We start from the raw sequence: 12244 nt of genomic DNA on the forward strand, positions 1-12244 counted from the left end.
AGCCCCTTAAACGCGAAACAGACCGCGATTCCCGAACAACGGCGCATTCGCTTCCAGAGCGCCATCGGGCACCGTATGCAAATGTTCGAGCCGCTGGACGTTCTTGATCGACCCCATGATCAGCGGAACTCGCTGGTGCAGGCTGCCGGGAACGAGATCGAGAACCCGCTTCCGTCCGGTCGAAGCGCCGCCTCCCGCCTGCTCGACGATGAAAGCCATCGGGTGCGCCTCGTAGACCAGGCGCAGGCGGCCTTCCTCGTAACCGTCGCGGGCGTCTCCCGGATAAAGGAAGATGCCGCCGCGAATGAGGATGCGGAACGCCTCCGCGACCAGCGAGCCGATCCAGCGCATGTTGTAATTCTTGCCGCCGGCGCCGTCGGCTCCCGCGAGACACTCGTCGATATAGGCGCGAACCGGCAAATCCCAGTGCCGCCTGTTCGATGCGTTGATCGCGAATTCGGTGGCTTCCGGCGGAATCTTCACCGCCGATCCGGTGAGCTTGAACACCCTGTCGACCCGGTCAAGCGTGAAGATGTCGACTCCCTGCCCGAGCGTGAGAACAAGAGAGGTCTGCGGACCATAGACAACGAAACCGGCCGCGAGTTGCGCGCTTCCGGCCTGCCTGAAGGCGGCGTTCACATCGGAGGGCGTCGGCATGATCGAAAAAATCGTACCCACCGACATGTTCGTATTGATGTTCGATGAACCGTCCAGCGGATCGAATGCGACGCAGATCGGCGCGCCCGGATTCAAAATATCCAGCGCCTCCATTTCCTCGGAGGCCAGCGCTGCGATCGGCAGCTTGCCGAGAGCGTCGCGGATAATTTGATCGGCGCGAACATCCAGATCCTTCTGAACATCCCCGTCGGTGTTGCGGCCCTGTGCCTGTCCGGTGATCCCGGCCAACGCGCCGCGGCAAGTCAGATCAGAAATATCGATCGCAGCCTGCGCAAGCGCAGCTACCGCCCCCTTCACTGCCTGGCGAAGCGGATCCGATCCCCCCTCGCCGTCCATCCTTTCCTGCAGTGTCAGCTCTTGACTCATTCAGACTCCCCCTCGGCCGCAATCTCCAAACAGCCGATTTGCCGCTTTCCAGAGCATCGCGAGAATTGACTCGTTGCATGTAATAAGTACAATTTCAATATCCTTCATAGCCGCAAAATTTTCCTTATATGATCACGAAGCTTCGCGACGTAACTATCCGGCAGCTTCGTGCCCTGGCATCGGTCGCGGCCGGCGGCAGCGTCACCGCCGCCGCAAACAAACTGCATTTGACTCAACCCGCGGTCACGCTGCAACTGCGGAATCTTCAGCAGCTTTGCGGGCTGCCCCTGCTTCAGCGAACCAGCGAGGGCATGACCCTCACGCCTGCCGGACAGGAACTGTATACGCTTTTCGAGCGCATCGAAGCCGCGATTGACAGTTGCGCGACGTCGCTCGACATGATCACCGGCCGAACCGGCGGACGCATATCGATCGGCGCGGTCAGTACGGCAAAGTATTTTGTCCCCTTTGCGATTTCCGCCTTTTCGAAGCTTCATCCGGGGATGGACATCAGCCTGACGATCGTCAACCGCCAGGACATCCGCCAGGCCTTGCGCGGCTACGCGCTCGATCTTGCGATCATGGGCCACCCGCCTCCCGATATCGAACTGGACACGCATCTGATCGGCGATCATCCGCACGTCGTCATCGCGCCGGCGGGACACCGGCTGGCGAACGCGTCCGGACTTACGGCGGTCGATCTGGCGCACGAAAAGTTCCTTTCCCGCAAGCCGGGCTCGGGCACGAGATTTCTCATGGAACAGTTTTTTGAGAAGAGCAATCTCGAGCCGCAGATCGGCATGGAGATGAGCAGCAACGAGACCATCAAGCAGGCGGTCATCGCCGGTCTCGGGATCGCTTTCATCTCGGCGCATACCGTGGCCGTCGAACTTAAGGAAGGCCGGATGATCACGCTCGACATCACCGGTCTTCCGATCATCCGGCAATGGTTCGTCGTCCGGAAGAAAGACAAGGTGCTGCTGCCTCCGGCGCAGGAAATGCTGGATTTCCTGGTCGCGAACGGCAAGCAGTTCCTGCCGCAGGCGCCGCTCGGCCGCGGCGGCGCTGATCCGCGGTCCGCGCCGGTCGGGTGAACGGCCCCGCCACGCTGACGCGTCGGCAACCATCGCGGGATATTGACGCAAAAGGCGTCGGGTCGACGCTCGTGATCCCTCAAGCCCGCCCATCACGCGGCAAAAGCCCCGCATGAGTGTCGATGCATGAGCGCCGACTCGTCGCGCGTTGCGTTGCGCGCCGGGCGCATCGAAATTATAAGTCATTGAAATAATGGTCGGAGTGGCAGGATTTGAACCTGCGACCCCTGCGTCCCGAACGCAGTGCTCTACCGGGCTGAGCCACACTCCGACAAGACGCGGCTTATAGCGTCGGGTTGCGCGCACCGCAAGAAGCTGAATCGAGAACTCCATGACTGTCGACCTCACAACGAAGATTCAACAGGCCGGCGAGACGGCGGCGGCGGCGACGCGGGTGCTTCGAAATGGCGGGCTCGTCGCGTTTCCCACCGAGACCGTTTACGGCCTGGGCGCCGACGCCGCCAACGCGGAGGCGATCGCACGGCTCTACCGGGCCAAGGGCAGGCCCGCCTTCAACCCGCTGATCGTGCATGTCAGCGATGTTGCCGCGGCCCAACGGATCGCCCGGTTCAACGCAGCCGCGCTCGCGCTCGCCGATGCGTTCTGGCCGGGCCCGCTGACGCTGGTGCTGCCGAAAGGCGCGAACTGTCCGGTGGCTGATCTCGCCACCGCCGGCCTCGATACCATCGCGCTGCGGGTTCCCGCCCACCTGGTGGCGCGGGATATCCTGCGCGGGTTCGGCGGCGCGGTCGTCGCGCCGTCCGCCAACCGGTCGGGCCATGTTTCTCCGACCACGGCAGCGCATGTGCGGCATGATCTCGAAGGCCGGATCGACCTCATCGTCGACGGCGGACCGGTCGACGTCGGCATTGAGTCCACCATCGTCGGCTGTTTCGATCGGCCGGCGCTGTTGCGGCCCGGCGGGATTTCACGCGCCGATATCGAACGCGTGCTGGGCGGCCCATTGGTCTCGCCCGATCCCGGCGCGACCGATGGACGACCGCAGGCGCCCGGAATGCTGGCCTCGCATTACGCGCCGCACGCCAGGGTGCGGCTCAATGCCGCGAACCTTGCGCCCGGCGAGGCGCTGCTGGCCTTCGGGCGAGCCGATCCGCCGGGCATCGGCACTGCGACTACTGTGATGAATCTGTCCGAACGCGGTGATCTGAAGGAGGCAGCGGCCAATCTGTTCGGTTGCCTTCGCGCCCTCGACGCCAGCGGCGCGCCGACCATCGCGGTCACGCCGATTCCCGAGGACGGGCTCGGGGAAGCGATCAACGACCGGTTGCGCCGTGCCGCCGCGCCGAAAGGCTGATGGATTTGCCGATCGCCATATCAAAATCAGCGCTGCCGCCGTTGTCGCCCGATCTGATCGCGCGCTTCGCCGCCATCGTCGGCGGCAAATATGCGGTGACTGACGCCGACGAACTGGCCCCATATCTCACGGAAGCGCGCAACCTGTTTCATGGCCGCTCGCCGCTGGTGCTGCGTCCCGCATCGACGGCGGAAGTGTCGGCGATCTGCAGGCTCGCAAGCGAACATCGGATCGCGCTGGTCCCGCAGGGCGGCAACACCGGCCTCGTCGGCGGACAAACCCCGCTCAACGGCGAGGTCGTGGTGTCGATGCGGCGGCTGGACAGAATCCGCGACGTCGACACCGCCTCCAACACAATGACGGTCGAGGCCGGCGCTATCCTGCAGACAATCCGGCAGCGCGCCGACGAGGCCGATCGCTTCTTCCCCTTGTCGCTCGCCGCGGAAGGAAGCTGCACCATCGGCGGCAATCTCTCGACCAATGCCGGCGGCACCGGCGCGCTGGCATACGGCGTGGCCCGCGACATGGCGCTCGGCCTCGAAGTGGCGCTGGCCGACGGCCGCATCCTCAACGGCCTGTCCAAGCTGAAAAAGGACAATACCGGCTACGATCTGCGCAACCTGTTCATCGGCGCCGAAGGCACTCTCGGCATCATCACCGCCGCGGTCGTGAAGCTGTTTCCAAAACCACGCTCGGTGCAAACCGCCTTCGTCGGCCTCAGAACGCCGGCCGATGCCTTGAAACTGCTCGCCATTTCCCAAGACGAAGCCGCCGGCGGCCTGACGAGCTTCGAACTGCTCGCCGGGATCTGCGTCGACATCTGCGTCAGGCACGGCGCCGGCATCCGCGATCCGCTTACCCGCCGACATCCGTGGTACGTGCTGATGGAAGTCTCGTCCTCGCGCGACGATGCGGCGGCGACCGTCGAAACCATTCTCGAGCGGGGTATAAAGAGCGGCTGCGTCGAGGACGCGGCGATCGCGGCCAGCCTTCAGCAGCGCGCGGCGTTCTGGAAACTGCGGGAGACGATTCCGCCGGCCCAGAAACGCGAGGGCGGCTCGATCAAGCACGATATCTCGGTGCCCGTCGCCGCCATACCCGCCTTCATCGCCGAGGCCAATGCCGCGGTGGTGAAGCTCATTCCGGACGCACGCCCGGTCCCGTTCGGCCATCTTGGCGACGGCAATATCCACTACAACGTCAGCCAGCCCGTGAGCGGGATGACGCCGCAGGAATTTCTCGCCCGATGGCAGGAAGTGAATGCGGCGGTCTTCGCCATCGCGCTGCGGATGGGCGGCTCGATCTCCGCCGAACACGGTATCGGCGTGCTGAAGCGCGATGACCTGCCCGGCGTGAAAGACAGGACGGCAATCGAGGTGATGCGCGGCATCAAGGCGCTGTTCGACCCTCTCGGGATCATGAACCCGGGCAAGGTGCTGTGAAAGGGTTCGAAACGGTAGCGCCCTGAAGGCACAGCGATAGCTGCAAATACTGCTGATCCCACGTTAAAACAACGAGCCCTGACCGTCATTGCCGGAGGCTGCGGACGCGACCTTGCGAGCCGCAGGCTTTTTCGGAGTCTTCACAGCCTCTGCTTCCGCCTGCTCCGCTGAGATCGGCAGAGTCAGTTGCTCATCGTCGTTGGCGACACGGTTCACGCGCACCGACACTTCATGCCAGACGAATTCGCCGTTTTCCGGCGCGCGCAGTAACAACGCGGCTTCCCCGGTATCGACAGCGTTGCCGTCGAGCCAGCGCTCATGACTTTCCGGAGCGATCGTCACCGGCACGCGCGGATGCAAGGTCGCAAGATCACCGCGCGCCACCGTGGTGATGATGGCGACCGTATCAAGCTCCTCGCCGTTCGGTCCGTTCCAGGTCTCGGCCAGCCCCGCGAACGCCACCAGCCCGCCGTGGCCCGGCCGGATGAAGACCGGCCGCTTTCGTCCTTCCGATTGATGCCATTCGTAATAGCCGTCGGCCGGAAGCAGGCAGCGACGCCGTTTCATCGCGTTCTTGAACGCCGGCTTGTCCAGCACCGTTTCGGCGCGGGCGTTGATGAGAAGCGCGAACTGCCGGGGATCCCTGACCCAGGCCGGAATCAGCCCCCATCGCATCAGACGAAAATGCCGGCCTCCGTTTTCGAGGATGACGACAGGAACCGGCTGAGTCGGCGCAACATTGTACCGCGGCGGGAAATTCGGCTGTTCGGCGTAGCCAAAAGCCTGACGCATCGTTTCCGGCGGCGACAGGATTACATAGCGTCCGCACATTTCGTCATCCAAACTGGTAAGACATTCAATCCGTTTTAATCCCGCGGCCCAACACTGGGACCAATGACACCCCGAGCCGACGAATCATCCCTCTCTCCGGCAACCGCGACGCAAACCGGCCAGAACATGGCGGACAGCGCCGCCGCCCTCGCCGCCGCCAATATCAATCCGAAAAGCGGCCTTGCGACCGACTATCTCAATCATTTCAACGAAGCCATCATGCTGCTCGAAATGATCCCGGACATGCCCGATTGCGTGGAGGATTTCCTGAACTGGCGGCCCCTGACCTACCGGGAGCACTTCATGGCGTCCGGTTTCAAGGCGCGCGAGCAGGCGATCGAGGCTTATGAGAACGCCGCCCCCGACATTCGCGCCGAATTCGACAGGCTGACCGTCACGATGACCTCCATCCTGACCGCGGTGGCTTCCGCGACGAAAAACGTCCACCGGCACGAGACCCGCGCCGCGCTGGCGACCCAGGCGGTCGGCTGGATCAAGCCGATGATCATGCGGGCGGGCGGCATTATCAATGGCCAGGGCCGGGAAACCGATGTCGATTACATCATGAACCACTGATGTCACCGCCTCAATTTCCCCAGCTCGCCGTCAGCGCCGCGATCTTCCGCGACGGCAAGGTTCTGCTGGTGCGCCGCGCGCGGCCGCCCGGCAAGGGCCTGCACTCGCTGCCCGGGGGACGCATCGCGTTCGGCGAGACCGTCGCCGCCGCGCTGCATCGTGAGGTGGCGGAGGAAACCGGGCTTGAAATCGAGATCGCCGGCCTCGCGGGCTGGCGGGAGGTGATGCCGGCCGGTCCCGGCGACGGACATTTCGTCGTGATGTCGTTCGCGGCCCGCTGGATCGCAGGCGAGCCTATCCTGAACGACGAACTCGACGCCTTCAACTGGGTCGCCCCGGAGTTGCCGGGCGAATTGCGGCTCACCGAGGGCCTGCAAACCATCGTCGATGCGGCCCGGCGGCTTGTCGGGGTTTGAACCGGGGTTGAAACGCCTTGCGCGGATTGCCCTGCCTTGCTTCCATCGCATGGAATGGGCATATCACGGCGGATTCGGGCCCTTTATGCGCAAATCGGTTCTAGCGGTTGTTCTGATCACGACGATCTGTGGCGTGCTGCCCGCGCGCGCGCAGGACGGAGCCGCGCCCTTCGACGCCGAACTGCAACGTCTGGCCGAAATCCTCGGCACGCTGCACTATCTTCGCGGCATCTGCGCCGCCAATGACGGCGCGAAATGGCGCAATGAAATGCAGGCGCTGATCGATGCCGAAACGCCGTCGGGCGAACGCCGAGCCAGGATGATCGCGGGCTTCAACCGCGGCTATAACTGGTTCCAGCAGACCTACCGGGCATGCACGCCGGCCGCGAATGTCGTCATCCGCCGGTATATGGAGGAAGGCGCGAAAATTTCCCGCGACCTGACCGCCAGATACGCGAACTGACCCGGCCTTCCGCGCATTTCCGGGATATCCGGATCAAGCCCGAGGTCATCCGCCCGAAAGCGTTCTTCCGGAAACCCGTTTCAAATGCAGAAAGGCGCGTTAACCTTTCCTAAAGAACTGACTGTCCGCTGCCCGTTCGCGTGCTAGGGTCCTTCACCGCTTCATGGAAACGGTGAAGGATCTATCTTTATGTTTTGACGCGTTTTCTTCACGCGAACCGGACCCCACTTCGCTCGAAAACGCTATGAACCACGGGCGTCGAGCGTTTCGCCCCGTCAGACGCATTCGGAACTTTCATGCACCCGCCATTTGCATTCAGCCCAACCCGCGATTCGTTTGCCGATCAGGAGCAGAAGCAGGCTGCCCTGAGCTATCTCAATGAAGCGTGGGCCGACGCACGCCACGACGGCGTCGATGGCGATTGTCTGGCGCAGGCCAGCCTGTTTGCTGCCTTCGCCGAACTCGTCAGTACCTATGGTGAGGATGCCGTGGCGACCTTCGTCGAGGGCCTCGCCGGCCGCGTCCGCAACGGCGAATTCTCGATTGCGCTGGCGAAGCAATAAACCCCGGATCAGGACCGAAAACCGGTTTCACGTTCCGGCTCATGATCCGGGCGTCAGCGTCTCCAGGAAACGCACCGGCTCGCCCGTGGATGCGGCAGCCAACTCCCCTTGCCACATCACGCGGCGGCCGCGCACGAAGGTGCCGACCGGCCAGCCCGTCACGTCGACCCCGTCATAGGGCGTCCAGCCCGCGCGCGAGGCCACCCACTTGTTGGTGATGGTCTCGGTCCGCTTGAGATCGACCACGGTGAAATCGGCATCAAAGCCGGCCGCGATCCGCCCCTTGCAGGCGATGTTGAACAGCCGCGCCGGACCGGCGCTGGTGAGATCGACAAAACGCGCCAGCGACAGGCGGCCCGAACTGACGTGATCCAGCATCAAAGGCACCAGCGTCTGCACGCCGGTCATGCCCGACGGCGAAGCGGGATAGGTCTTCTGCTTCTCTTCCAGCGTATGCGGCGCGTGATCAGAGCCGAGCACGTCGATAATGCCCTGCCCGATACCCTTCCATATCCCCGAACGATGAGCGGCATCGCGCACCGGCGGATTCATCTGCGCCAGCGTGCCGAGCCGCTCGTAGCATTCGGGCGCGGCCATGGTCAGATGATGCGGCGTCGCCTCGCAGGAAGCCACATCCTTGTGGTCCCGCAAATATTCGATCTCCTCGCGGGTCGAGATATGCAGCACATGAATGCGCTTTCCGGTCTCGCGGGCGAGCGTGACGAGCCGCTGCGTCGCCAGCAGCGCGGCGGTCTCGTCGCGCCACAGCGGATGCGAGCGCGGATCGTTTTCAACCCGCAAACTCTTGCGCTCGTTGAGACGGTATTCGTCCTCGGCGTGAAACGCGGCGCGGCGGCGGATCACGTTGAAGATTTTCCGCAGACTGTCGTCATCCTCGACCAGCAGCGCCCCGGTGGATGATCCGACGAACACCTTGACGCCGGCGCAGCCGGGCGCGCGTTCAAGTTCGGGAAGATCCCGCACGTTCTCGCGGGTGCCGCCGATGAAGAAGGCGAAGTCGCAGTGCATCCGATGATGCGCCGCCTTCATCTTCGCCGCAAAGGTCTCCGCCGTCACCGTCAGGGGATTGGTGTTCGGCATCTCGAACACCGCGGTCACGCCGCCCATCACCGCGCTGCGCGAGCCGGTTTCGAGGTCTTCCTTATGAGTCAGTCCCGGTTCGCGGAAATGCACCTGGGTGTCGATCACGCCGGGCAGGATATGCAGCCCCCGGCAGTCGATCACCTCGCCGGCGTCGGCCTGGCCAAGCCCGCCGATCGCGGCGATGCGGCCGCCGGACACACCGATGTCGGCTACCCCCTCGCCGTCCTGATTGACGATGGCGCCCGATCTCAGAATCACGTCAAATGTCTTGGTCATCGTTAAATGTCTTGGTCATCGTTCCCGAAAGCATCCGCGCGCGCGCCGAGCGGACCCTTGTTGCCGGCACCTTAGCGGCTTACGTTCCGAAAACGAAATCCGGCACGCAGGTTTGTCCGGGGACACTGCGCAAGACCAGTTCAAACAACACACCCGGCCAAGAGAAGGTGTCATGAAAGCAGCGTTTCTTCCCGACCGGGGCGTGGTCAAGGTCAGCGGCGACGACGCGCGCAATTTTCTCAACGGTCTTGTGACCACCGATGTGACCAAGGTTCAGCCCGGGCTCGGCCGGTTCGGCGCGCTGCTGACGCCGCAGGGCAAGATCACGTTCGATTTCCTTATCACGGAAGCTCAACCGGATCACGGCGGCGGCTTCTTGATCGACTGCCCGTTGCCGCTGGCGCAGCCGCTCGCGACCAAGCTCGGCTTCTACAAGCTGCGCGCCAAGGTCACGGTCGAAAACCTTTCGGGCAAGCTCGGCGTGCTGGCGGCCTGGGACGGCGAACCCGCGATGCACCCGGACCTGACCTTCGCCGATCCACGAAGCGACAGACTGGGCTGGCGCAGTCTCGTGCCGGAGGAACTCGCGGCCCGGGCGGCCACGGTGATCGGCGCCGAACTGGTTGAAAGCGCCGATTACGAGGCTCACCGGATCGCGGCGGGCGTGCCGAGCGGCGGCGCCGATTTCAACTTCGGCGACGCCTTTCCACATGAAGCCAATATGGACCGGCTGCACGGCGTCGATTTCGACAAGGGCTGCTATGTCGGCCAGGAAGTGGTTTCGCGCATGGAGCATCGCGGCACCGCGCGCAACCGGATTGTGCGCGTGCGCCTGGACAGTGGCGCGCCTGAGCCGGGGACGGCCGTGGTCGCGGGGGAGAAGGCCGTGGGCACCATGGGCTCAGCGGCGGCGGACCAGGGTCTTGCGCTGCTGCGTCTTGATCGCGCCGCCGACGCGATCGAGGCCGGGATCCCTTTGACGGCGGGCGGCGTTCCGATCCGTGTCGCCGAGCCGGATGAGTTGAAGCTACCCGCCAAGAACACCGTCGCATGACGCAATCCGCGCGCTTGCATGCCGACGGCCTCACCCGCTGTCCGTGGCCCGGCGACGACCCGCTCTACCTCGCCTATCACGACACCGAGTGGGGCATACCCGAATATGACGACCGCGCGCTGTTCGAAAAGCTGATCCTCGACGGCTTTCAAGCCGGCCTGTCGTGGATCACGATCTTGCGCAAGCGCGACAATTTCCGCCGCGCCTTCGACGGCTTCATGCCTGAGAAGATCGCGTCTTACGACGAGAACAAGGTCCACGCCTTGATGAACGACGCCGGCATCGTGCGCAACCGGGCGAAAATCGAGGGCGCCGTCACCAGCGCGAAGTCCTATCTGGCGATCATGGAGCAGGGTCCGGGCTTTTCCGCGCTGCTGTGGAATTTCATGGACGGCCAACCGAAGGTCAACCGGTTCAAGACCACCGCGAACGTTCCGGCCTCGACGCCGCTCTCGATCAAAATCTCAAAGGAACTGGCGTCGCGCGGATTCAAGTTCGTCGGCCCCACGATCGTGTATGCCTTCATGCAGGCGACAGGCATGGTCAACGACCATCTGGTGACATGCCATTGCCACGGGACATGCGGCAGGCAGGCGCGCAAGTCACGTCCCGCAACGCGATGACGGCTCGGGCTCCGAAAGTCGCGACGCGCGCGTGGCAGCGGATGCTGTCCGGCCGGCGGCTCGACCTGCTCGATCCCTCGCCGCTCGACATCGAGATCGCCGATATCGCGCATGGCCTCGCCCGCGTCGCGCGATGGAACGGCCAGACCCACGGCGCACATATTTTCTCCGTCGCGCAGCACACGCTGCTGGTCGAGGCCGTCATGCGCGAGCATGCGCCCCGCATCGATATTCAGGTGCGGCTGGCGGCGCTGCTGCATGACGCACCGGAATATGTCATCGGCGACATGATCTCGCCGTTCAAGGCGGTGATCGGCGGTTCCTATAAAGCCGTCGAAAAACGGCTGCTGGCGGCGATCCACATCCGGTTCGGACTGCCGTCTGTCCTGCCGATGGAAACCGCGCGACAAATCAAGGCCGCCGACATGGGCGCCGCCTATCTCGAGGCGACCCACCTTGCCGGCTTCTCCGAGCCCGAGGCGAAGCGGCTGTTCGGCAGCGATCCGGGCCTGCCGGCAACGATGATCGACGATTATCTGACGCCGTGGCCAGCGAGCGAGGCAGAGAGCCGGCTTCTGGCGCGTTTCCAGAGCCTTTGCGGCCAACTTTCTTGAATTGCTGACGCCGCCTCAATCGAGGCTCGTTATAGCGTTTTCGAAAGAGGTAGAAACCGGTTCGCTCGAAAACGTTCTAGAGCGGCGGCCGGTCAAATGGAATCAGCGCTGCCGCTCCAGTTAATTGATTGAGCATCGGATTTATCCCGAAACCGGTTCCCACTTTCGGGTCCGATGCTCTAATCGGTGGACGGGCGCAGATCCAAAGCGCCTCCGGCCCGAGCCGGCCTCGTGTCCGGCTTGACGGGTTCAAGCCTCGCGCTCTCCACCCGCGGGGTTGGAACGCGCGCGGTCACCTCCGTGTTCGAGGCGGACGCATCGGCCGTCCGCGAAACCCTGCTGCGGGCATAGGGGCGCGCAGCGGCGCGCGCCAGCAACATCTGCCTGCCGCCCTGATGGTTGAAGTCGCAATACGCAAAGCCCATGCCGGACACCGAGCCGCGGAAGCTGCGTTCGCTCTTCTTGTCGAGATTGAAGCACGGCTCGAACGGCAGTCCCTTGATCGACGCGCAAACCGTCTGGCCGCGTACCTGAAGCGTATTGCCCGGCAGCCTCATGTGGCGAACCGGACCTTCGCCGCTGAACTGCACCGCGCCGGCCGCGCCCCCGTCCTCGAATACCCGGCCGGCGCCCCGCGTGCCGTCGAAGCAGGTGAACGCGAAAACCTTACCGGCCACAAAGCGTTTGGCCTCGCTGGCATTCATGAGGTGACCGGCCATTGCCGGTGCGGCGATCGCACCTGCAAACAGGACTCCCGACACGAAACGCGCAAGCATACTGCAACTCCGAAAACTTGATGACGGGAACGGCCGCCGATGGCTGATGCCTT

At 63.9% G+C, this 12244-nt stretch carries 14 protein-coding genes and 1 tRNA gene; 10 read left to right on the plus strand and 5 right to left on the minus strand.

From position 1 onward, the window contains the following. Positions 1–6: 6 nt before the first annotated feature. Positions 7–1044 carry a class 1 fructose-bisphosphatase gene (locus ACMYR2_RS16100; protein WP_347263453.1) on the minus strand — a complete coding sequence of 346 codons (1038 nt, stop codon included), beginning with the start codon at positions 1042–1044 and terminating at the stop codon, positions 7–9. A gap of 128 nt (positions 1045–1172) precedes the next feature. Between ACMYR2_RS16100 and ACMYR2_RS16105 the strand changes: the two genes are divergently transcribed. Next, the gene (locus ACMYR2_RS16105; RefSeq protein ID WP_347263454.1) at positions 1173–2138 is read left to right on the plus strand and encodes a LysR family transcriptional regulator; all 966 of its coding nucleotides are present in this window, start codon (positions 1173–1175) and stop codon (positions 2136–2138) included. Positions 2139–2332: 194 nt separating this feature from the next. Here the strand turns inward: ACMYR2_RS16105 and ACMYR2_RS16110 are convergent. Next, a tRNA-Pro gene (locus ACMYR2_RS16110) sits at positions 2333–2409 on the minus strand. Between the two features lie 60 nt (positions 2410–2469). On the opposite strand from ACMYR2_RS16110, the gene ACMYR2_RS16115 reads away from it, so the two are divergent. Together ACMYR2_RS16115 and ACMYR2_RS16120 are read left to right on the plus strand one after the other, a co-directional pair. Then, positions 2470–3453, plus strand: a complete 984-nt coding sequence (locus ACMYR2_RS16115; RefSeq protein WP_347263455.1) for an L-threonylcarbamoyladenylate synthase — start codon at positions 2470–2472, stop codon at positions 3451–3453. 11 nt (positions 3454–3464) lie between these two features. Then, positions 3465–4895, plus strand: a complete 1431-nt coding sequence (locus ACMYR2_RS16120; protein WP_347263479.1) for an FAD-binding oxidoreductase — start codon at positions 3465–3467, stop codon at positions 4893–4895. Between the two features lie 63 nt (positions 4896–4958). On the opposite strand, the gene ACMYR2_RS16125 is transcribed toward ACMYR2_RS16120, so the two are convergent. Beyond that, on the minus strand, positions 4959–5726 hold the full coding sequence (locus tag ACMYR2_RS16125; RefSeq protein WP_347263456.1) for an SOS response-associated peptidase: 768 nt from the start codon (positions 5724–5726) through the stop codon (positions 4959–4961). Positions 5727–5789: 63 nt separating this feature from the next. On the opposite strand from ACMYR2_RS16125, the gene ACMYR2_RS16130 reads away from it, so the two are divergent. From ACMYR2_RS16130 to ACMYR2_RS16145, 4 genes are all read left to right on the plus strand, one after another. After that, positions 5790–6302, plus strand: a complete 513-nt coding sequence (locus tag ACMYR2_RS16130) for a hypothetical protein (protein WP_416193293.1) — start codon at positions 5790–5792, stop codon at positions 6300–6302. Next, on the plus strand, positions 6302–6718 hold the full coding sequence (locus ACMYR2_RS16135; RefSeq protein ID WP_347263458.1) for an NUDIX hydrolase: 417 nt from the start codon (positions 6302–6304) through the stop codon (positions 6716–6718). Before ACMYR2_RS16130 ends, ACMYR2_RS16135 begins: the two co-directional genes overlap by 1 nt. Before the next feature lie 85 nt (positions 6719–6803). After that, complete coding sequence (locus ACMYR2_RS16140) at positions 6804–7181, plus strand: TIGR02301 family protein (protein ID WP_347263459.1); 378 nt, start codon at positions 6804–6806, stop codon at positions 7179–7181. A 296-nt stretch (positions 7182–7477) separates the two neighbouring features. Next, positions 7478–7744: a hypothetical protein gene (locus ACMYR2_RS16145; RefSeq protein WP_141383755.1), complete on the plus strand. Its 267-nt coding sequence runs from the start codon at positions 7478–7480 to the stop codon at positions 7742–7744. 39 nt (positions 7745–7783) lie between these two features. Here the strand turns inward: ACMYR2_RS16145 and ACMYR2_RS16150 are convergent, their stop codons facing one another. After that, positions 7784–9124, minus strand: coding sequence for a dihydroorotase (locus ACMYR2_RS16150; RefSeq protein ID WP_347263460.1), 1341 nt, complete (start codon positions 9122–9124; stop codon positions 7784–7786). 172 nt (positions 9125–9296) lie between these two features. Here ACMYR2_RS16150 and ACMYR2_RS16155 point away from each other — a divergent pair, with 172 nt between their 5' ends. Genes ACMYR2_RS16155 through ACMYR2_RS16165 form a run of 3 tightly spaced genes read left to right on the plus strand, consistent with a single transcriptional unit; the run spans position 9297 to position 11415 of the window. Next, the gene (locus ACMYR2_RS16155) at positions 9297–10178 is read left to right on the plus strand and encodes a folate-binding protein (RefSeq protein ID WP_347263461.1); all 882 of its coding nucleotides are present in this window, start codon (positions 9297–9299) and stop codon (positions 10176–10178) included. Beyond that, positions 10175–10801 carry a DNA-3-methyladenine glycosylase I gene (locus ACMYR2_RS16160; RefSeq protein WP_347263462.1) on the plus strand — a complete coding sequence of 209 codons (627 nt, stop codon included), beginning with the start codon at positions 10175–10177 and terminating at the stop codon, positions 10799–10801. Before ACMYR2_RS16155 ends, ACMYR2_RS16160 begins: the two co-directional genes overlap by 4 nt. Then, on the plus strand, positions 10798–11415 hold the full coding sequence (locus ACMYR2_RS16165; protein ID WP_347263480.1) for an HD family hydrolase: 618 nt from the start codon (positions 10798–10800) through the stop codon (positions 11413–11415). Before ACMYR2_RS16160 ends, ACMYR2_RS16165 begins: the two co-directional genes overlap by 4 nt. A gap of 179 nt (positions 11416–11594) precedes the next feature. Here ACMYR2_RS16165 and ACMYR2_RS16170 read toward each other — a convergent pair whose 3' ends face one another. Next, complete coding sequence (locus tag ACMYR2_RS16170; RefSeq protein WP_347263463.1) at positions 11595–12191, minus strand: hypothetical protein; 597 nt, start codon at positions 12189–12191, stop codon at positions 11595–11597. Between the last annotated feature and the right edge of the window lie 53 nt (positions 12192–12244).

Source organism: Nitrobacter sp. TKz-YC01 (genome assembly GCF_047824785.1).
Taxonomy (GTDB): Bacteria; Pseudomonadota; Alphaproteobacteria; order Rhizobiales; family Xanthobacteraceae; genus Nitrobacter.